Below are 21,619 nucleotides of genomic sequence, written 5' to 3' on the forward strand. Positions count from 1 at the left end.
TTGAATTACAAAAAAACTGTTTTTTATACCGTCGTAATTGCGATTTCTGTAATGTTATTAACGGCTTGCTCTCAAGAAGAGAATAAGCCTGATACTGAAAAACCTCAAAATAAAGAAGATAAAGTGGCTGTTGGAGCCTACTATCCTCTTGCAGTTGGAAATCAGTGGGAGTATGAAGGGATAGGAAATGAATATGCGTCATACACTCAAAAGGTTGTTTATTCTAAAGATGACAAATATCAGGTAATGGTTGATAACGGAGGAACCGTATCAGCAAATATTTATGTATTAAGTGACGAAAGTTTGATTCGTACTTATTCAGAAGCAGAGGTATATGATGACAAAAATATATTGGATGAAAAAGAGAATATGAATAATATTATGATAAAAGCACCTATAGAAATAGGAACGAAGTGGGAAAGCCAAGGTGACCAATGTGAAATAACGGATATCAATGCTACAGTCACTGTTCCTGCAGGTACCTTTGAAAATTGCATAGTTATAAAAGAGACATACAATGAAACCGGTGCTTTTACAAATTATTATTATTGCAAAGGCGTAGGTCTTGTAAAATCAGAATATATTGATGGAGACTTTCAGGTATCGTCCCTTTTAAAGAATTACAAGTTATCTGAAAAGTAAAGCTATTATGACATTTGAAAAAACATGGCAAAGAGACTCCAAAGCCTGAGTTTGGTAGCCTTCAGCCATGTTTTTTATATAGGTCGAAAAATTGACACTGATAATTTTATAACATATAATATAATTGTTGTTTTTTTATGAATTCACGGGAAAGCATAAAATTCCTTATATTTGCTTGATTTATTAGATGAAAGAGCGGCTTCCATGTTTATAATAATTCAATAGAAGCCTTTCTTATATATAAAAGCAAGTAGCATATGGGTTGAATATTTTAAAAGGGAGGTGCATTTGTTGATGAGCAACAAATGCTGTTGTAATGAACGCAGCCATTATTTTGACAAGTTTGACGAGATAATGGCTAAGTATGAAGGAAAAGAAGCAGACTTAATCCCTATACTGCAAAATATTCAGGAAGCTTATGGTTATCTGCCACAGGACATTCTTGATGAGCTTTGCAATAGGACAGGCCTGCATCCTTCTCAGGTTATGGGTGTAGCAACTTTCTATTCTCAATTCAGATTGAAACCTACAGGCGAAAATCTAATAAAGCTTTGTTTTGGTACTGCTTGCCATGTTAATGGGGCAGAAAAGGTGGCTGAAGCTCTGGCTGATGAATTAAAGATAGAAGTTGGAGGCACCACAGAGGATGGCAGGTTCACTTTAGAAACTGTTGCATGCTTGGGATGCTGCAGTCTTGCTCCCGTTATGATGATAGGAGATGAAACGTATGGGAGACTTACTCCTGATAAGGCAAGGAAAATTATAAGAGGATTCTATGAGAATAGGGGTGAGTAATATGGGAAAAGGCGAATATAAGATTATTGTAGGCCTTGGAAGCTGCGGCATTGCTGCAGGCGGCAATAAAGTCTATGAAGCTTTCAAAGAAGTTGTTGGAAAGTCAGATGTACCGGTAACTCTTGATGAAACAGGCTGTATGGGTATGTGCTATAAAGAAGTGCTGGTAGAAGTAATAGATCCTGATGGCAAAAGCATGATCTATGGAGAAGTTACTCCAGAAAAAGCTAATAAAATATTTGAATCACATGTTATTGAAGGAAAACCTGTTGTTGAATGGATTGTTAAAGCAGATGATATGCAAACATCCGAGGACTCATTCTTTAATAAGCAAATGAGGATAGTACTAAGGAGATGCGGTGCTATTAACCCTGAGTCCATAGATGAAGCAATAGCTATGGATGCATATAAGGCCATTGAAAAAGCAATAAAGACAATGACACCGGAACAGGTAATTGAGGAAGTGCTTAATTCAGGCCTAAGAGGAAGGGGAGGTGCCGGCTTCCCGACGGGAATGAAATGGAAATTTGCCAGGGCTTCTGAAGGTACAAAGAAATATATTGTTTGTAATGCTGACGAAGGTGACCCAGGAGCATTCATGGACAGAAGCGTTCTTGAAGGAGACCCTCATGCTGTAATAGAAGGAATGATGATTGCAGGCTATGCCATTGGAGCGGATGAAGGATATATATATGCAAGAGCCGAATATCCTTTGGCTATTAAGAGATTGAAGATAGCCATAAAAGCTGCGGAAGAAAGAGGATTACTTGGCAAGAACATATTGGGTACAGATTTTAACTTTAAGATAAAGATCAAAGAAGGAGCAGGAGCCTTTGTGTGCGGTGAAGAGACAGCTCTATTGGCTTCCATCGAAGGTAAGAGAGGCATGCCAAGAATGAGACCTCCATTCCCTGCTGTAAAAGGACTTTTTGATAAGCCTACAAACATCAACAATGTTGAAACCTATGCCAACGTGCCTTATATAATTTTGAACGGTGCATCAGAGTTTGCAAAATACGGTACGGAAAAGAGCAAAGGTACAAAGGTGTTTGCTTTGGCAGGAAAAATTGCAAAAGGCGGTTTGGTTGAAGTTCCAATGGGAATTCCGCTAAAGGAAATCATATATGATATCGGTGGAGGAACATCTTCAGGAAAGAAATTCAAGGCTGTTCAGATGGGTGGACCATCCGGAGGATGTATACCTGCAGATCTTATCGATACAATAATTGATTATGATTCTGTAAATCAGACAGGTGCAATCATGGGTTCCGGCGGTATGGTAGTAATGGATGAAGACAACTGTATGGTTGACATAGCAAGATTCTTCCTCACATTTACTCAGAAAGAATCCTGCGGAAAGTGCACATTCTGCAGAATTGGAACAAAGAGAATGCTTGAAATATTGGAAAGAATCACAAAGGGAGAAGGCAAAGAGGGAGATATAGAGCTGCTTGAAGAATTATGTGAAAATATAAAGAAGAATTCCCTTTGCGGATTGGGACAAACTGCGCCAAATCCGGTGCTGACTACTCTAAAATATTTCAGACATGAATATGAGGCTCACATAAGAGATAAAAAGTGCCCTGCTAAACAATGCAAGGCGTTGATAGAATATAAAGTTGTTGAAGACAAATGTAAGGGTTGTACTGCTTGCAGCAGGGTTTGCCCAGTTAAGGCTATTTCCGGTGAGGTAAAGAAACCCCACAAGATAGATAGCAGCATATGCACAAAATGCGGAGCCTGCATGGCAACCTGCAAGTTTGATGCAATAATTGTTGAATAATTAGTAAAGGGATGAGGTAGAGAATTATGGGAAAAATTAACTTAACCATAAATGGAATAGCAGTTACTGCCAACCCTGGTCAGACTATATTGGATGTGGCAAGAGAAAACAATATATTGATACCTACTCTTTGTCACGATGACAGATTGAAACCCTTCGGATCTTGTTTACTTTGCAGGGTTGAAGTAGAAGGCGCAAGAGGAAATATGCTGGCCTGTGGAACCCAGGTTACAGAGGGAATGGTAGTAAGGACTGAGACAGAAGCTGTAAACGATGCTAGGAAAATGTGCTTAGAGCTTCTTCTTTCTCAACACTATGGAGATTGCATGGCTCCATGCAGCATGACATGTCCTGCTGGTATAGATATACAAGGTTATATAGCACACATTGCTAACGGTCAATATCAAGAAGCTGTAAAACTCATTAAGGAAAAGAATCCCCTACCGGTTGTATGCGGAAGAGTATGTACAAGACCTTGTGAAGACCAATGCAGAAGAAACTTGGTTGATGAGAGGGTAGGAATAGACTATCTTAAGAGATTCGCTGCTGATTATGATTTGAACAGCGGTAATCACTATGTGCCAAAGAAGAAGCCTTCAACAGGCAAGAAAGCAGCAGTTATAGGGGCAGGGCCTGCCGGTCTTTCCTGTGCATTTTATCTTGCGAAAGAAGGACATCAGGTTACCATATTTGAAAGATGGCCTAAAGGCGGCGGAATGTTGAGATATGGTATACCGGAATATAGAATGCCTAAGGCTATTTTGGACAAGGAAATAGAAACTATAAAGGAATTAGGCGTAGAGATACAATATGAAAAAACCTTTGGCGTGGATATAACCTATGAAAGCCTAAAGAGAGATGGATATGAAGCCATATTCTTAGGTGTAGGGTCACAAATAGGACAGCCAATAGGCTGCGAAGGCGAAGCTTGTCCTATGGGAGTATACTCCGGTGTAGACTTTTTAGGCAGAGTAGGATTAGGTCATAATATCGACCTATCTGGCAAGCATGTAGTGGTTATAGGCGGTGGTAATACTGCCATAGACGCTGCAAGAACAGCCTTGAGGCTTAAAGCAGAAAAGGTTACAATTGCTTACAGAAGAACCAAGAAGGAAATGCCTGCTCATGAAATGGAAATAGAAGAAGCTGAATATGAAGGAGTGGAATTTGAATTCCTGGTAGCTCCTAAGAAGATTGTCAGTGAAGCAGGAAAACCAATATATATAGAATTTGTAAGAATGGAACTGGGTGAACCAGATGCATCAGGCAGAAGAAGACCTATAGAAATACCTGGTTCAGAATTCCAGAAGCCTGCAGATTTTGTAATAGGTGCTATAGGCCAGACTCAGGATTTGAGCTTTGTAAATGATAACTTCAAGCTTCAGGTAGATAGAAACAGATTAGTTGTTGATGAAGACTTATTAACGACAAACATAGAAGGTGTGTTTGCCGGCGGTGATGTGGTAACAGGTCCTCAGACTGCCATCAAAGCTATAGCTGCAGGAAGAAGAGCTGCTTATTCCATGAATCAATATCTAAGGGGCAAGAAGATCGAGAAGCTTCCTGAGATGTACAACCATGTGAAAGCTAAGAAGCTTGAAGATATGGATAAGAAAGAATTTGAACAATATGAAAAGAAAGAAAAAATGAGAATGCCAATGCTCAGCAAGGAAGAAAGAAAGCACAACTTCAAAGAAGTTGAGCTGGGCTTCAGTGAAGAGCAGGCAAAGGCAGAGGCACAGAGATGCTTGTCTTGTGGTTGCAAGGATGTACACGAATGCAAGCTGAGAGAATTTGCTACAATGTATGGAGCAAAACAAGACAGATTGGCAGGAGCAATCACAAAGCATCCTATAGATGAAAGCCATCCATTCATAAGCAGAGACAAAAACAAATGTATCATGTGCGGAAGATGCATAAGGATATGCCTTGAAGTTCAAGGTGCAGGAGCTTTGGGCTTTATCTCCAGAGGATACAATGCTACCATTGAACCATCCTTTGTTAGACCTTTTGGTGAGGATAGCAGATGCGAATCCTGTGGTCAGTGCGTATCTACATGCCCTGTAGGAGCTTTGACAGAAAAGGTTCAGCTTCCAAAGCCAGGACCTTTTGCAGAGAAGATTACAGAAACCATATGCAACCACTGTGGAACTGGATGTACAGTTAAACTTCATACAGCAGGTGATGTATTTGTAAGAGCTACTTCAGAAGCAGGATTGGGAGTAAACAACGGAAATCTTTGCGAAAAGGGAAGATTCCAAAACAGCTTCATCAATTCACCAAATAGAATCAATAAGCCTATGGTTAGAAAAGACGGACAATTGGTTGAGGGTACATGGGAAGAAGCCATGAAATTAGTGGCAGAAAACATTAAAGCAAAAGAAGCTGTTGGATTTGTAACTCAAAAAGCTACCAATGAAGAAGTTGCTGAGTTGAAGAAGCACTTCAATGAGTTATACAGTTTTGAATTGAAAGATGCAGTATATGGCTTGCAGGATGTGTTCGGCAAGGATTATGAAAAAGCTTCCTATGAAGCCATCAATAAAGCAGACGTTATATTGTGCTTAGGTTTTGACATAAAGGAAGAAAACCCTGTAGCAGCCCTTATGGTTAAGGCGGCAGCAGAAAAGGGTGCTGAACTTATAATGGTAAGCCAGACAGTATCAAAACTTGACAAGTATGCAAATAAAGTTGTAAGAGTAGATGATAGCAAAGTCAAAGAGTTTACTGAAGCTTTGACTAAGGCAGTTAAGGGCGAGGCAGTATGCGAAGCTGCTGCTACATTGAAGGATGAGCTTAAGGCTGATGCAAACCTATTGGTTATCATAGGCGGAGCTGCAGGCTATGAAGAAGCAAAAGCTGCTGCAGAACTTGTAAAAGCCCTTGGCAAAGGTGCAGAAAGCATACTTGTTATGCAAAATAAGCCAAACAGCCTAGGCTTAATTAATGCAGGTGTTAAAGCCTTCAAAGCCGATGGTTGCAGCTTAAAGGATAAGACTGTATTGGTATTTGGTGAAGATCCAGTAGGATTAGAAAATGCAGAAGCAGAAAAGCAACTTAAAGAAGCAGGCTTCCTTGCAGTATGCGATATGTTCCTAACTGAGACAGCCAAGTTAGCTAATGTGGTCCTTCCATTGAACAGCTTTGCAGAAACAGAAGGCACATATACAAACAGCGAAGGAAGAACACAGAAAGTTAATAAGGCTATAGAGCCTAAAACTGGAAAATCAAATATTGATGTGATAGTTTCACTATAAAATGAATCAATGCCGGCATCATAATGATGCCGGCATTAAAATATTAGAATAAGTTTTAACATAATATTGATAACATATAATTTTTTAAGGGAAGTGATTTAGACTTTCCCTAGTTTTATATTAATTTTTGTATGATTATATTATTGCCTTATATTGAGCTTATAGGATTGTATTTATACTTTTCATATATCTTTTTAAATGCATTTTGCTCATTTTCACATTTCGTGTTATTTATAATAATTTTTGCACATTCTTCTGTTGAGTTTTCATGGGTGTCTACTTCTAAATCATAAATAGTATTAAAATCCATATTAGTTAACTGGGATTTTGCCTGTCCTATAGCTCTATCTCCACGGGCCAGCTCTCTTCTTTCAAGTTCATGCAAAGGGCAATTTACCTTTACAAATGTGACTGGCATATCGTGTAATAATTCTACACATTCTCTTAACCAATTCTCATGATGGTTTTCAATGACAGTATCAACTATTACATTTTGTCCATTTTTACATAGATACATAATAAAATTATGCATTATAGAGGCAACTGAATTCTCCGTATTTATAAAGTCATTATCAAAAAATTTTTCATGTAACATATCGCAGAATGTATCGATTTGAACATGATAGAATTTCTCTTCTGAAATGTCCTGTATTTTTCTTGCTAATGAACTTTTTCCAGAGCTTGATGTACCGCTTAAAAATATAACTTTTCCTTTATTCACTCTATCCCTTCCTTCAAAGCTGCAAATGTTGCTTAATTATAGCACATCAATAAGAATACTTCAAATTTATAAGGGATTTACATATAGCAAATATTAGGATGGATAAATAACTACATTGCGTCTGACAGCATTGCTTGAAAGTGATGCTTCTTTTTTCTCTAGAAATAGCTTGTCCCCGGTTATCGCAAACAAGTCATCATAAAGCAGAGCCAAATCATAATGATACATGTTTTTTATGAGGTATTTCTCACATTCTAAATTCATATTATCCATAGGAATAGTGATGAAATTAGCTTGTTTTCTGATTACAAATAACTCTTTAAGTAAAAGGATTATCCTACAAAGATAAAAAATTGAAAGCTTTTTTAAGCTAGAACTTATAAAATAGCTTTATGTCTTAAAAATTAAAAGGCATTTTAAAAGCAAACACGAACTTGCTTTGTAATTAATTTTCAAGTTTACTTAAGCTATTAATATAAAATTAATTGTTAGCATAAGATTGGTACACTTCAGATAAGTTGATGATTTAAGTACACAAAAGAGGGTATCTTACTATATCATAAGGAGGAAAAAATGAATTATATAATACCAAGATTAAGATTAACAAATTACTGTAATAGGGAGTGTGTATATTGCTTTGCTGATGATTTTCTAATTGGAGCAAAAAATCAAAATCATATGAGTTTAGAGGAAATAAATACTATACTAGATCTATGTGTAAAAAATAATATAAAAAATGTATCTTGGCAGGGAGGAGAACCATTAATACACCCAAGTATTATAGAAATAATAGAAATTCATAAGAAATATAGTATTAAAGTGAATATTTTTACTAATGGTTTATTTGATGAGAAAATTATACCATATTTATATGTAACCTATCATTAATGCCAAATATGATAGGGATCACATATATGCTGTAGTCTCATAGGAACTATTCTATCAAAGAAACTGGAGATTTAAAAAACTTTATTACTGTCGCCTATGTCATAATTGACGACATTTACCAGAAAGTTACTCTAACACATATTAAAAATCGTTGCAATATCAATACTTCTAAGATGAGGGATAGTAAAATAATTACCTTAAGTATTGTTGCAGAATTACTAACTATTGATTCAGAAAATGCCTGGTTTGGTTTTTGTAAAAAGAATATTACAGACTTGTTTCCAAGACTCTGTAGCAGGTCTAGGTTTAATAAAATCAGAAGAAATCTTCATGCTGTAATAGAAGAAATACGAAAGAAGATTTCTGTTCTTACAGAACATGTAAACCAGCCATGCAGGATTAGTGACAGTATTCCTATATCAGTATGCAAATTTGGAAGAGCACATTTTCATAAAACATTGGCCTGACCAGTGGAGTATTCTATCATGGCCGCCCCTCCATGTAAATGGTACGCTTCGCCAAACATTATGCAGTTATCTCTATACCTTTAATTGTTCTATTTAAAACTCTTTGATGATATTCCTCTGGTGATAACCAATGAATACTTCCATTGATCCTTTTGCTGTTATAGAATTTTAAAAACCTAGCTACCTCCTCATATGTTTCAGCATATGTGCGAAATTCATAAACATAGAAACATTCTCTTTCAAGGATGCTTTCATACGATTCTATATAAGCTGTCATATTAGGACTCTTAAATGGTATCTTCTTATGTTCTACTTTATACTCTATACAAGCATCATGGAATATATTACTGATAAACTGAGAACCATTGTCTTGAACGTATTACTAGATTTTTGTCCTTATCATATAAATTCCTGTGACATAGAGATCTTTTCAATGTGTTAACGGCATCATCAGCAGTACAGGAAAACCCATATGGTAATATACTATACTGCGATCAAATACATCTATATACGATAATACGAAGAAAAATCTATCCTCTCCAACAATGCATCCATATTTAATATTTAGCTGCCATAACTGATTAGAACCTGTTACTGTTTTGTTTCTTGCTGTCTTTTTAGGATGCTTTGGTTTTATTATTCGTTGTGACCTTAATATGTCGAGTTCTTTACAGAGACGATATACCTTTTTTTTGTTTATGATGAGGTTCTTGTACTTTTTTAGTGCAATAGTAAGCTTTGAAGTTACCCCGATTTGATGGACACAGAGAATGGTTGGTATAATAAAACCATAATATATGGAGGTGTCCATCAATGAAACGCTTTGATAAAAATTTTAAGATTGAAGCTGTTCGTCTAGTTTTAGAACAAGACGGAGTGCTTCAAGTGTAGCAAAAGAACTTGATATTCATGAGAATACAGTTCGCAAATGGATAAAAGAATACAAAATACATAGTGACGATGCCTTCCCTGGCAGTGGTAACTTAAAACCTCAAGATGAGGAAATAAGACAACTTAAAAAACGCATTGCTGACCTTGAGGAGGAAAATGCCATACTAAAAAAAGCCACGGCCATCTTCGCAAAACACCAGAAGTAGCCTATTCCTTTATCTACAAATACCGCTCCATGTTTCGGGTGGAGAAGATGTGCCAAGTGCTTGAAGTTTCAAGGAGCGGCTATTATGCATGGCTTAAACGTCCAAAGAGCAACCGTAAGCAATTAAACGAGGAGTTGGTAGAGAGAATCAAGAAAGTATTCAACCAATCTCGCCAAACTTATGGAAGCCCAAGGATTACTTATGCTCTTAAGAGTCAAGGTATCTCATGCATCAAAAACCGCGTAGCCCGTTTGATGAAAGAAAATAATATAAGTCCAAAGACAAAGAGAAAGTTCAAGGCTACTACTAACTCAAAGCATAATTATCCAGTTGATGATAACATTCTAAATAGAAACTTTAATCCGACATCACCTAACCAGGCTTGGGTAGCAGATATAACATATATACCAACAGATGAAGGCTGGCTTTATCTTGCTGCAGTTGTTGACCTATTTAATCGTAAGGTTGTTGGCTGGGCTATGGATAGCACAATGACTAAAGAACTTGTTATAAATGCTTTAAAACAGGCTATTGGAAGATATAATCCTCCTGTAGGAATAATCCATCATTCTGATCGAGGTACTCAGTATGCAAGCTATGAATATCAAGAACTTCTAAAGAAGCATGGTTTTATATCGAGCATGAGCCGCAAAGTAAACTGTTATGACAACGCTTGTATGGAATCCTTCTTTGGCACATTAAAGACTGAACTTATTTACTTAACAAGGTTTAAAACAAGAGCAGAAGCTCGTTTAGCAGTATTTGATTATATATAAGTTTTTTATAACCGCATACGACTTCACTCAAGACTTGGATACAAATCTCCAGCAGATTTTGAAAGGTCGTTTGTTATAGTTTAATTGAAAATTGAATAGATACAAAGAAAAAAGAGAAATCTAGCCATTCTTTGTGTCTATTTTATCGGGGTAAGGTAATTTAATAATTTTATAAGGAGATATAAATATGGACATAGTTTTAATTAATCCACCAAATGAGGAGAATAATAACTTAGGAATTTTGCCACCATTAGGATTACTATATTTAGTATCTGCTTTAAAGAGTAAGAAGATAGATGTTGAGTTTTTAGACTTAAATATTAATAGCTGTTATGAGAGATTTAATGATATTTTAATAAAAAAAGAAGCTAATATTTTTGGTATAAGCTGTTTTACAGAGCAGCGAAATTCAACTATAGGAATAGTGGATAAAATAAAAGAGTTAATTCCAGAATCAAAGATAATTTTAGGAGGAGTTCATGTTTCATTTATGGCTACTCAAATATTAAAAAACTATAAAGTTGATATAATCATTGATGGTGAAGGTGAGATAACTATTTGTGAAGTTGTTAAAGCATTAAAGGATAATGAAGATTTGAATAAGGTAAACGGTATTGTATTTAAGCATTGCAGTAATATTATTAAGACAGCTTCGAGAGAACTCATTTCTGATTTAGATAGTATTCCTTGGCCAGAATGGAATGTGGTTGATTTTGATCAATATGACTTTTATAAAAAATATTTTAACTCATTTGGTATATACCCTATCGAAGCTGATGAAGAAATTAGAGGTGCAAGTATTATTACTTCTAGATGATGTTCATTTTCCTGTAGCTATTGTTCAATACAAAAATTTTGGAATAGGAGATATAGAAGTAGAAACATCAATGATGTAGTTAATGAAATAATATTTTTCAAAAATGAAAAAAAAGAAACTTTATTTTTATCTGGGATGATATTTTTACTATAAATAGACAAAGAATAATTAAGTTTTGTACTTTATTAATAAATAATAAGGTTGATATAAAGTAGGGATGCATAACAAGAGTAGATCTGGTAGATAAAGAATTATTGCGATTTATGAGTGCTGCATGATGCGTATTGATAAGTTATGGAGTAGAATCTGGAAGTAAAACTATTCTTAAGAATATAAATAAAAATATAGATTATGATCAAATCATAAAAACATTTGAAATTACAAAGAAATGTGGAATTAAAACTAGAGTATCACTTATGGTCGGGAATCCAGGTGAAAATGAGTTATCAATTAAGGAGACAATTGAATTATTATCAATTATAAGACCACATGCTTGAAGTGTAAACATAGCAAAGATATATCCTAAAACAGATATGTATGAGAAATTGTTGAATGATGGACTAATAAGCGATGATTACTGGATAAATTATAAGGATACACCTTATTATACTTTTGAGCATAATAAGGAAATATTAGTTAACTATAAGAAGATGCTTGAACAGTTTCTTATATATAATAGATTTTTTAATGAGGATTATGTAATATGAGTTCAAATATAATTGATATATTAAAAAATTCACTTCTTTTTTTAAAGAATAATAAGGATAACATGATAAATGATTTAATTGAAGTATGTAAGATTCCTGCACTAACGTTTTTAGAGAATAAAAGATGTATGTATATTAAAAGAATAATAAATGAAATTGGAATTAAAAATGCATATATAGATGGAGAGGGAAACTTATTATGGAAAATTGAAGGTAGAGAAAATGGTGTGAAAGTTCTACTTTCTGCACATGCGGATGAAATATGCATTAATAAAAATATAAGAAGAGGATTTAATTTTATATTTTGAACTGGTATTTTTGATAACTGTTCTGGAATAATAGCATTAATTTATATTAGTAACTTAATGATAAACTTACAAGTAAGTTTTGTGGGAGAAGTATATTTTGCAATTACAACTAAAGAGGAAGGCTTAGGATGTTTGAAGGGTATAAAAAATGTTGTAAAGCAAATTCACCCAGACATAGCAATAGTAGTAGATGGAGAGTATCCATATATATGTTATGAAAATTTAAATTTACTCAGGTGTTGTCTATTAGTATCAGATGAAAGTGGTCATAGTAAAAACAATATAATAGAAAGAGATGTAAGTGTGCATCTTTGCCAATATATTGTATTGCTAAAAAGTAAATTATTAGAATTAGAAAAGAATATTTCATTGAATGTAAATAGATTATATGTTAATTCACCGATAAATGTTATACCTGAATTTTCATATACTCAATTTGAAATTAGAACTAACAATAGTTTAAAGATTATAAAGGAAGAAATTGAAAAAATTAATAATTATTTTAGCATAGATTTAAATTATATTATTTTTTTTAAGATTATAGATGAAAGGAAAAAGTATTTATTATCAGAATCAATTACTTTACTAAAGTTAGTACATAAAGTTAACAATGGACTTGGCTTAACTTGCAAAAGTGTAGTAGTTAATTCTGAGCTTGATTACTTATTAAGCTGTAATATTGATGCAATTGCAATTGGAATAGGTATAGGTGGAAGAACTCATACAGCATCAGAATATTTAGATACATCAAATTATGATTTAAGTATTTTTAGATTATGGGTTATTGTTCTAGGATGTTTATTTAATATTAGTGATATAGAAAAGAGTATAGAAGTGGTTATGTGAAGGCTTTAATTTTGGGAGGAACAGGCACAATTGGATCAGTAATTGCGAATAAATTATTATCTAATGGGTGGGATATAGACATTGCTAGTAGAGGAATATCAAAAGTTATGACCAGTAGCAACAAAATTAAACATATTAAAATAGATAGACATGATCATATTAAATTTTATGATACGTTTAAAGATAAAAATTATGACGTAGTTATTGATTTAGTAGCATTTACAATTGAGGATATTAAATCAATTAAAAGATGTTTTAAGGGGAAAATAAAACAATACGTATTTTTTAGTAGTTTTCAGGTATATAGCTTTTTTCAAAAAGGATTATTGCTAAAGGAAGATTTTGTTGATAAGAAATACATAGAAAATAAGATAAAGGAATTTGATTTACTTTCAGCAAGTAAGAATGAAATATATGCTATAGAAAAAATGAAATGTGAATATATGATTATGACAGAATTGTATCAAGAAAATGCATTTTATTATACAATAATTAGACCTTCAAAAGTATATTCAGAAAATGATAAACATGGTCATTTTAATTGGTATATTAGCAGAATTAAAAATGGATTTTCTATAGTAATATCTGATGAGCATATAATGGAAAATTTTCTTGTAAGATGCGTATATAATGATGATATTGCAGATTTATGTTCTCAGATTTTACTAAACGAAAAAGCATTTAATAAGACATATAATGTTGCACAATCTGAAATATTAACTTTCACTAGTTTTCTTGTTAAAATAAGTGAAATACTTGGTAAAAATTGGATTTAATGATTGTTCCTAAACAGTTATTATCAAATGCAAATAATAAGTATAAATATAAAATTCCTATACCTGATAATATTATCTTAGATATTAATAATATTGAAAATGATTATAGCTATCGAAGTACATCTATTGATAATTGGATATTGAAAGTATGTAAAGCAGGTCTTTCGATAAATAACACTAATATTCTTATCAGTGATTCGGAGAAAAATTTTGTTCAAAAATATAAGGCTATTCTAAACCAAGCTTATATAAAAGTTAACAGATTTGAAATTATTTAATATTATATGGAGGTAAAAATGTATAGAGACTTGATAAGAAACAGAAATCTATCCTTGCTATGTATGGGGGGGTTTATTTCGGGAATTGGTGATTATTTATATAACATAGCTATAACCATTTATCTTTATAGCCAAACAAACTCAGTAGGTTCTGTGGCCATTATGTGGTTATTTAGAGGTATTTTAAGAATACCAATGCAATATTTAGGCGGAATAATTACGGATAAGTATGATAGAAAGAAAATTATTGTGTTTACAAATGCATTGAGTATTCCCATTGCATTTTTGTTTGTATTAACAAATAAAGATAATCTTTGGTTAAGCTATTTTTTGGCCTTCTTATTGCAATCACTTAATGATGTAGATCAATGCGCTGAAAATGCAATGTTACCGGAAATTGTAGAAAAAGATGATTTAGCTAATGCTAATTCAATTTTTTCAGTTTTGCAGACTATCATATTATTCTTATCTCCGGCATTATCCGGAATAATATATACATATTATGGAGCAAATGTCCTATTTATAATAAACGCTGTAAGTTTTCTAATTGCAAGCATATTGTTTTTACTTATAAACTATGAAAAATCATATAACAGTACGGAGAAGAGAACAGGACTAATAAAGTCCGGTATAGAAGGATTTAAATTATTGTCCGAGTGTTCAAATGTTAAAATAATTTTTATTATAATGTTCTTCTACGGCATGCTGGGAAGATTTTACGAAGTGTTTAAAGTAGCTGTTTCAGATAACTTGCTTAAGCTTGGACCGGAAGGGATTATATATTTTGATTATGCTTTGGCAATAGGGAGCTTAGCCGTTCCTATCTCTCTTAAAGTTTTAAAAAAATATGAAAAAGTAAACATATTTATTATTTCATCAACACTAATCAGCATTTCATATATTGTTTTCGGATTTTCCGGTTCACCTATAATTACACTGGTAATTTTAGTTTTATACGGACTTTTGCAAAGTATTCAAGGTGTTTACTCAAATACTGTTATACAGGAAAATATACCAAAGGAGTTGTTAGGTAGGATATTTTCGTTTTATAAAATATTAATTGTATTTGGTGCATTATTAGGAATAGCTATTTCACCTATTTTTTATGAATATTTTGGCCCAGGAATGTCATTTACTATAGTCTCTGTCATATCCGTTATCCTTAATTTCGTTGTTCTTTTAAGGAAGAATTTACATAAAAACATAGCCAGTGATGATAGTGTTTAGGTAAAGAGGAGAAGATATATGATAGATTGTGATTATTTGGTTATAATTAGGCGTAAGTGAGGTTAATAAAAAGGGTTTTTCTATAATTTATATATTGAATAAAGCAGCAATTTAAGCTTTAAAACCGGCATACTGGCAAAACAAGATTTTATGTGATAAAATCTTTATAGTATCAATCGAATAAGTGCCGACATCATGAGGATGTCGGCACTTACGTATAGGGAGGTTTTGTTTATGTATACATCCTGCATGGATTCTCCTATAGGAAGAATATGTTTGAAATCATCGGGAAAAGGTTTAATGGCAATGAATTTTAATAAAGATGAAGAGTCTCCATGTGAATGTGAAGAAAAAGAAGATGAATATATAATCCAGGCCAAAAAGGAACTTGAAGAGTATTTTGAAGGCAGGCTGAAGACATTTACTGTTAAATTGGATTTGCAGGGTACCGAGTTTCAGAAAAAGGTATGGAATGAGCTTTTGAAAATACCTTATGGTGAGCTTCGCACCTATGCTGAGATTGCAGAATCTTTAGGAGGAAAGAAATACAGCCGTGCTGTAGGAACAGCAAACAAAGCTAATCCAGTTCCAATAATTGTTCCATGTCACAGGGTAATCAGGACGGGAAGAATGATATCCAACTATTCAGGAGGACTTGATGTTCAGAGAAAATTGTTTGAGATAGAGGGAATAGAGTATAGGGATATAAAGTACTTGAGGTAATATTCGAAATAACCTTGACACTTATATAAATAAATAGTATATTATATTTGAAATTTAATAGACTATGTCCGCTAGGGGAGCTTTTGCTGAGAGTGTGGTTTAAGCCACAGACCCTTGGAACCTGTGTAGTTAATCCTAACGAAGGGAAGCGGTTTCGGTTAAGTGATTTATCATGACCGCAACGCTTGTTGCGGTTTTTATATTTAATCGTCTCCTCCTAGGGCATACTAATTAAGGAGGTATTATAATGGATTATTTTACCCAAATGTTTGGTAAGCTTAAAGAGTTGAAAGAAACTACAATTCTCATTTTAATGGCTATTGTTGTAATCTCACTTTTTTTAGCTTATACGTCAAAAAAGAAAAAAACCAACACTAAAATTCTTGTGTACGGTGGGTTATGTATAGCCATGTCCTTTGTACTATCCTATATCAGGCTTTATCGTTGGCCTCAAGGTGGGTCTATAACCCCTGGAAGCATGTTGCCTATGTTTATATTTGCCTATATATTTGGAGTTAAGGCAGGTATTATTGCAGGCATAGCCTATGGATTTCTTCAGTTTATTCAAGATCCTTATGTGGTTCATTGGGCGCAAGTGCTTCTTGATTATCCTATAGCCTTTGCAGCTATGGGATTGGCCGGCTTGGACAGAAAGCACTTTCCCATCAGTGTTGTTTTAGGTGGCTTTGGGAGATTTCTGGCACATTTTATATCCGGTTTCATATTCTTTGGAGTATATGCACCGGAGGGTATGAACCCCATATGGTATTCATTTACCGTAAACTTTTTGCTCATTGGTGTGGAAACAGCAATTTGCTTAGTTATATCACTTATTCCTCAGTTTAAGGTTGCCATTGATAAACTAAAAAGCAGTGCTGTTGCATAGAAGAATAAGAGACAAAATTTATTCATAGTGATCTGAAAGGCTGAAGTCTGTATTTTATAAGCTTCAGCCTTTGTTTATACATCTTAAAAATCATTGGCATTCCGTATATATTTGGTATAATGTTAATAATATTTAGTATCCTTTATTTCGGAGGTTAACATTATGAATGAAAAGGTTAAGTACTTGTTATTGCTCATGTCATTTGCATTAATCGCAATGGGGGTTTACAGGGGAGAAGTGGCAGAAGTCCTGCAGAAGGCAATAAATATCTGTTTGGAGTGCATGGGAATTGGCTAGTATAAATAGAAGAGTTGTTCAATTAGCATCCACCATTATTGGCAATGGGTACATAGAAGGTTTTGCAAAAGGAACTATATATAGAGGAAAGTTGAAATCTGTTTGTTTTCCCGGCCTTAATTGCTATTCCTGTCCAGGTGCCTATACTTCTTGTCCAATAGGTTCGCTCCAGTCTGTGGCAGCAGGATTTAAGCATCAGGTTTCTCTTTATGTAATAGGATTCTTAATGCTTATAGGCACACTAGGGGGAAGGCTTGTATGTGGATGGTTATGCCCCTTTGGATTCTTTCAGGAGATTTTATATAAGATTCCTTCTAAGAAGTTTAAGTTGCCAAAACTCCTAAGTAAATTTAAATACTTTTTCCTTTTGGTGTTTGTGTTGTTGCTTCCAGCATTTTTAACAAATGAAGTAGGAGTAGGGCTGCCCTATTTTTGCAAATATATATGTCCTGCAGGTACATTGGAGGCAGGCATACCTCTTGTAATTAAAAATGCTGCTTTGCGAGAGGCTATAGGCATATTGTTTTACTGGAAGCTTGGACTTTTAATAGCGACCATAATATTTTCAATGCTGATGTCCAGACCATTTTGTCGGGCTGTATGTCCTTTAGGTGCCATGTACTCACTATTTAACTCTGTAAGCTTTTATAGGATGAATGTTGATAAAACTAAGTGTACAAAATGCAATGAGTGCAACAAAAACTGTCCAGTTGGCATCAAAGTTTATGAGAATGCTAACAGCCCTGAGTGTATAAGATGCGGCAAATGTATAGGAAAGTGTCCTACAAATGCTGTCAAGTCATGTTTTATAACTCATAAGAAAGGAAGATTTAATCATGAAAAAGTTTTGGATGCTGGCTCTGGTGCTGATAATTGCCATTAGTATCTCAGCATGTGGAAGTAAAGCACAACTAGAGGAGCCAAAGCAAACGCAAGAAACACAAAAGCCGGAAGAAAATCTCCAAGAAAGTAATGAAACGGCTGAAGAAGGTGTGGAAACTTCAAAGCCGGAATCTCAAGAAGACTCTAACAATGATAACAAAGGAAGTATTGATGAAAGCACTTCTTCGAAAGATGCTGCATACAGGATACCTGATTTTCAATCCATGGATTTTGACGGCAATGAAATAACAAACAAGTTTTTTGCTGATAATATGTTAACAGTTGTTAATGTATGGACTACAACATGTCCCTCGTGTATAGAAGAAATTCCTGTGTTGCAGGAAATAGAAGAAAAGTATAAAGATAAAGGCGTCAGAGTTTTAGCTATTCTGGCAGATAATGAAGTTGATGCTGCTAAGAAAATACTGGAGTTAAAGGGAGGTAAATATAGGAACATAATAACTACAGAGAGTTTAATAGAAGGTTTCCTGGAGCAGATTATGTATGTACCTACTACATTGTTAGTCAACAGCAAAGGGGAGTTGATAGGGGAAGTTATAGCAGGGGCTCGCTCAACAGAAGAATTTTCAAAACTGATAGATGATGCATTGAAAGGCTTGTAATTGTTACAAGCCTTTTCTTATAATGCTAGGAATGTATAAATTTTTAATTTACATTTTCCGCATAAGCCTTTCTTATTGACAAAATTATCCCTTGATATATAATATAATTAGATTTAACGATAAAATAAATTTTAATGATAAAAATGCATGAAACATTAAATTTAGTTTGGAGGAAGCTATGGAAAAGGAAAAAGTACTTACTTCATTGGAAGACATAAAGGTATTTACAGATCCTTTTAGGATGAAAATACTTTTTGCATTGGACGAAGAGCCTTTAACCGTTAAACAGCTTGCAGATAGACTTGGAGAAGTTCCTTCTAAGGTGCATTATCACGTTAAGGAGTTAGAGAGAATAGGTGTTTTGGAAATAGTAGACAGAAAAGAAAAAGCAGGCATAGTTGAAAAATACTATTATCCCACTGCAGAAAGATTCAGGGTGGAGAAGATAGTTGCCAAAGAAGATGGTTGGAAGGATCATATAGAAAACTTAAAGGAAACTATGTTTACAAATGCATCAGAGGATTTTAAAAAGTATATTAGCAAAAGGCGTGATGACGACAAAGAGATATTAAATTATGGAATACTTTATCTGACTTCTGAAGAGGTTGATGAACTGAAGAAAAAATTAGAAGAGCTAATAGAAAGGAGCTGTAAGAGAAAGAATACAGAAGCTTATACCTACATAATCGGATTGTATAAGAAATATGATTGAGATATGGAGGTTATATTATGGAATTGAATGTGGTTAAGGCAGAAGAAAAGGGATATAAAGCGCTGCTGAAGTACAAAGATTTTATTAAAATATGGGTGGGCAATACAATATCCAGATTTGGTGATGCTATAGACAGTATAGCATTTCTTTGGATGGTTTATGAGATGACTGGTTCTACTTTAATGATGGGCACCGTTATGGCGGTTAATGCAACACCTGCAGTGATTTTTGGCATGATGGCAGGAGTTTTAGTTGACAGGATGGATAAGAAAAAAGTTATGATTATAACTGACTTACTGAGAGGTATTAGCACAGCTATGATGGCATTCCTCTATATAAGTGGCATGATTAGGCTATGGCATTTGTATGTATTCACATTTGTAAATTCATGTTGTGAGATTTTCTCAAGTCCTGCCAAAGCATCAGCTATGCAGATTTTGGTTGATAAAAAACATTATCTTACTGCTAACTCCTTGAGGCAAGCTTCATCATCGGTGGCAGAAATAGCTGGTACCGCCGTTGCAGCTATTGTTATGGGCTATTTAGGCATAGGAGTAGCAATATTGATAGATTCTGTAACATTTTTCATATCCTCATTTACAGCAATAATTGCCAAATTAGAAGTATCAAGCAATAGGAATACTCCTTTAAATGTTAAGCAATTTTATTGTGAATTTACTGAGGGATTAACTGTCATAAAGAGCAATGTGGTGTTATTGGTATCTTTGACAATGGTATGTCTGGTTAATCTGGTGTTGGCTCCCTTTAATGTGCTTATGCCCGAATATTCAGATAAAATACTCATGGCAGGAGAGAGGGGCATGAGCTTAATACTGATGTCATTTACCATTGGAATGGTAGCAGGTTCCCTTATTATAGGACAAATCGGACATAAGTTTAAAAAGAGTACGTTAGTGATAACTGGTTTTATAGGACTAGGTGCAGGAATGATGTTATTTGGATTTATTGACAATTTGCAGTTGGCTTGTGTTGCAGCAGTTGTTGCAGGAGCTTTTATACCTGTCATAAGTGGCAGTGCAATGACTCTTATGCAGGAATCAACACCTTTAGATAAAATGGGAAGAGTATCTTCCACAGCCTCAACTTTATCATTACTAGGACTGCCCTTAGGTTATGCCGTATCAGGTATAATGTCATACGGTATAAATGTGCTTACCACTTTTAAGTTTGTTGGTATTTTAATTGTTCTTGTAGCAATTCCTCCGCTGTTTATAAGAGAGTTTAGGAAGGACTAATTGCCAGGGATTAATCATTTATAGTGTATTATGCGAATCTCTGCTATAATTAGAAGCGGGGGGGGGATGCTCATGTATGAGAGCATAAAAAAAGAAGTAATGATAGAAAAGCACTTTGGATGTTCTATAAATGATATCGCAAAGAGTGTAATCATTAGTCCCATATGGCCTTTATCCGGTTTTATGGAGAGGGCAGAAAGAATAATCAAAGAGTTCAAAGGATGGTACAAGGGAGTAACTATGTTATATAAGGGAAAATCAGTAACTGCTATTAGCAGCGGTATAGGTGCTCCCATGACCGGAGATTGTGTAATGGCATTAGGATATTCAGAGTGCCAGAATATACTTTTCTCAGGCTCTGCAGGAGCGATAAACGATAAGTTGAACTTTGGCGATATTTTAGTATGCAATGATGCGGTCATAGGCGAAGGCTTTTCCAGATATCATTCTGATGACATATGCAGAGATTGTTTTGGCAATGTAGTATCAGGGAGCAGTGATTTGGCCAATGTTATATTCCAAAAAGCTGTAATAGCAGCTCATTCTTTGGGAGTATCAGCACATAGAGGCAGAGTTTTTTCAATCGACTCCATACTGGGAGAAAATAAGAGAAGCTTTGATTTTATGATAAAAAGAGGCTGCGATGCCGTTGAAATGGAAGTATCGGCAGTATTTACAGCATCTCAAGCCATTGGGCGCAACGCTGCTGCACTTATTACCATAAGCGATTTGCCATTGAGGCAGAGAAGCCTTTTTGAAGGAATAGGAGAAGATGATCATAAGCAATATAAGGATACTGCACTGATGTTGCCGGAAATATTGTTGGAGACAGCAACAAGTATATAGGGAGGAAAT

At 34.4% G+C, this 21,619-nt stretch carries 21 protein-coding genes, 2 pseudogenes and 1 riboswitch; of the genes and pseudogenes, 21 read left to right on the forward strand and 2 right to left on the reverse strand.

Features of this window, described 5'->3' with window-relative positions; translation table 11 throughout:
• From BUB48_RS10440 to BUB48_RS10455, 4 genes are all read left to right on the forward strand, one after another.
• Positions 1–642: a hypothetical protein gene (locus tag BUB48_RS10440; protein WP_084524494.1), complete on the forward strand. Its 642-nt coding sequence runs from the start codon at positions 1–3 to the stop codon at positions 640–642.
• A gap of 294 nt (positions 643–936) precedes the next feature.
• Positions 937–1,437, forward strand: a complete 501-nt coding sequence (gene nuoE / locus BUB48_RS10445; RefSeq protein WP_073026213.1) for an NADH-quinone oxidoreductase subunit NuoE — start codon at positions 937–939, stop codon at positions 1,435–1,437.
• A gap of 1 nt (position 1,438) precedes the next feature.
• On the forward strand, positions 1,439–3,220 hold the full coding sequence (gene nuoF, locus BUB48_RS10450; RefSeq protein ID WP_073026179.1) for an NADH-quinone oxidoreductase subunit NuoF: 1,782 nt from the start codon (positions 1,439–1,441) through the stop codon (positions 3,218–3,220).
• 26 nt (positions 3,221–3,246) lie between these two features.
• Positions 3,247–6,477, forward strand: coding sequence for an NAD(P)-binding protein (locus BUB48_RS10455; RefSeq protein ID WP_073026180.1), 3,231 nt, complete (start codon positions 3,247–3,249; stop codon positions 6,475–6,477).
• Positions 6,478–6,625: 148 nt separating this feature from the next.
• Here the strand turns inward: BUB48_RS10455 and BUB48_RS10460 are convergent, their stop codons facing one another.
• Positions 6,626–7,198: a phosphotransferase-like protein gene (locus BUB48_RS10460; protein ID WP_073026181.1), complete on the reverse strand. Its 573-nt coding sequence runs from the start codon at positions 7,196–7,198 to the stop codon at positions 6,626–6,628.
• A 573-nt stretch (positions 7,199–7,771) separates the two neighbouring features.
• Between BUB48_RS10460 and BUB48_RS10465 the strand changes: the two genes are divergently transcribed.
• Positions 7,772–8,086: a radical SAM protein gene (locus BUB48_RS10465; RefSeq protein ID WP_073026182.1), complete on the forward strand. Its 315-nt coding sequence runs from the start codon at positions 7,772–7,774 to the stop codon at positions 8,084–8,086.
• A gap of 53 nt (positions 8,087–8,139) precedes the next feature.
• Positions 8,140–8,544: pseudogene (locus BUB48_RS10470) on the forward strand (IS982 family transposase); the annotation flags it as partial.
• 67 nt (positions 8,545–8,611) lie between these two features.
• Here BUB48_RS10470 and BUB48_RS17555 read toward each other — a convergent pair.
• A complete protein-coding gene (locus tag BUB48_RS17555; protein WP_333782591.1) occupies positions 8,612–8,905 on the reverse strand; it encodes an IS3 family transposase in 294 nt (97 codons plus the stop codon).
• A 461-nt stretch (positions 8,906–9,366) separates the two neighbouring features.
• On the opposite strand from BUB48_RS17555, the pseudogene BUB48_RS10485 reads away from it, so the two are divergent.
• From BUB48_RS10485 to BUB48_RS10555, 15 genes and pseudogenes are all read left to right on the forward strand, one after another.
• Positions 9,367–10,510 (forward strand): annotated as a pseudogene (locus BUB48_RS10485) (IS3 family transposase).
• 103 nt (positions 10,511–10,613) lie between these two features.
• Positions 10,614–11,243, forward strand: a complete 630-nt coding sequence (locus BUB48_RS10490; RefSeq protein ID WP_073026183.1) for a B12-binding domain-containing radical SAM protein — start codon at positions 10,614–10,616, stop codon at positions 11,241–11,243.
• Between the two features lie 284 nt (positions 11,244–11,527).
• Positions 11,528–11,740, forward strand: a complete 213-nt coding sequence (locus tag BUB48_RS19135) for a radical SAM protein (protein WP_073026184.1) — start codon at positions 11,528–11,530, stop codon at positions 11,738–11,740.
• A 206-nt stretch (positions 11,741–11,946) separates the two neighbouring features.
• Entirely contained in the window at positions 11,947–12,258 is a 312-nt protein-coding gene (locus tag BUB48_RS10500; protein ID WP_073026185.1) for a hypothetical protein, read from the forward strand.
• A gap of 81 nt (positions 12,259–12,339) precedes the next feature.
• A complete protein-coding gene (locus BUB48_RS10505; protein ID WP_139249966.1) occupies positions 12,340–13,104 on the forward strand; it encodes a hypothetical protein in 765 nt (254 codons plus the stop codon).
• Positions 13,101–13,880 (forward strand): NAD-dependent epimerase/dehydratase family protein, encoded by a 780-nt coding sequence (locus BUB48_RS10510; protein ID WP_073026187.1) that lies wholly within the window; start codon positions 13,101–13,103, stop codon positions 13,878–13,880. The genes BUB48_RS10505 and BUB48_RS10510 overlap by 4 nt, the downstream gene beginning before the upstream one ends.
• A 284-nt stretch (positions 13,881–14,164) precedes the next feature.
• Complete coding sequence (locus tag BUB48_RS10520; protein WP_084524502.1) at positions 14,165–15,385, forward strand: MFS transporter; 1,221 nt, start codon at positions 14,165–14,167, stop codon at positions 15,383–15,385.
• Between the two features lie 234 nt (positions 15,386–15,619).
• The gene (locus BUB48_RS10525; RefSeq protein ID WP_073026190.1) at positions 15,620–16,108 is read left to right on the forward strand and encodes a methylated-DNA--[protein]-cysteine S-methyltransferase; all 489 of its coding nucleotides are present in this window, start codon (positions 15,620–15,622) and stop codon (positions 16,106–16,108) included.
• Between the two features lie 63 nt (positions 16,109–16,171).
• A riboswitch (TPP riboswitch) is annotated at positions 16,172–16,272 on the forward strand.
• An 83-nt stretch (positions 16,273–16,355) separates the two neighbouring features.
• Positions 16,356–16,994 carry an energy-coupled thiamine transporter ThiT gene (gene thiT / locus BUB48_RS10530; RefSeq protein ID WP_073026191.1) on the forward strand — a complete coding sequence of 213 codons (639 nt, stop codon included), beginning with the start codon at positions 16,356–16,358 and terminating at the stop codon, positions 16,992–16,994.
• Between the two features lie 162 nt (positions 16,995–17,156).
• Positions 17,157–17,291, forward strand: a complete 135-nt coding sequence (locus BUB48_RS18865; RefSeq protein WP_278308955.1) for a CD1871A family CXXC motif-containing protein — start codon at positions 17,157–17,159, stop codon at positions 17,289–17,291.
• On the forward strand, positions 17,284–18,174 hold the full coding sequence (locus BUB48_RS10535) for a 4Fe-4S binding protein (protein WP_207648335.1): 891 nt from the start codon (positions 17,284–17,286) through the stop codon (positions 18,172–18,174). The genes BUB48_RS18865 and BUB48_RS10535 overlap by 8 nt, the downstream gene beginning before the upstream one ends.
• Entirely contained in the window at positions 18,128–18,796 is a 669-nt protein-coding gene (locus BUB48_RS10540) for a TlpA disulfide reductase family protein (protein ID WP_073026192.1), read from the forward strand. The genes BUB48_RS10535 and BUB48_RS10540 overlap by 47 nt, the downstream gene beginning before the upstream one ends.
• Positions 18,797–18,974: 178 nt before the next feature.
• Positions 18,975–19,508 (forward strand): winged helix-turn-helix domain-containing protein, encoded by a 534-nt coding sequence (locus BUB48_RS10545; protein ID WP_073026193.1) that lies wholly within the window; start codon positions 18,975–18,977, stop codon positions 19,506–19,508.
• Positions 19,509–19,525: 17 nt separating this feature from the next.
• Positions 19,526–20,764: an MFS transporter gene (locus BUB48_RS10550; RefSeq protein WP_073026194.1), complete on the forward strand. Its 1,239-nt coding sequence runs from the start codon at positions 19,526–19,528 to the stop codon at positions 20,762–20,764.
• Between the two features lie 72 nt (positions 20,765–20,836).
• The gene (locus BUB48_RS10555; protein WP_073026195.1) at positions 20,837–21,610 is read left to right on the forward strand and encodes a phosphorylase family protein; all 774 of its coding nucleotides are present in this window, start codon (positions 20,837–20,839) and stop codon (positions 21,608–21,610) included.
• Positions 21,611–21,619 lie beyond the last annotated feature (9 nt).

The organism is Lutispora thermophila DSM 19022, from assembly GCF_900142105.1.
In the GTDB taxonomy this organism is placed as follows: Bacteria; Bacillota; Clostridia; order Lutisporales; family Lutisporaceae; genus Lutispora; species Lutispora thermophila.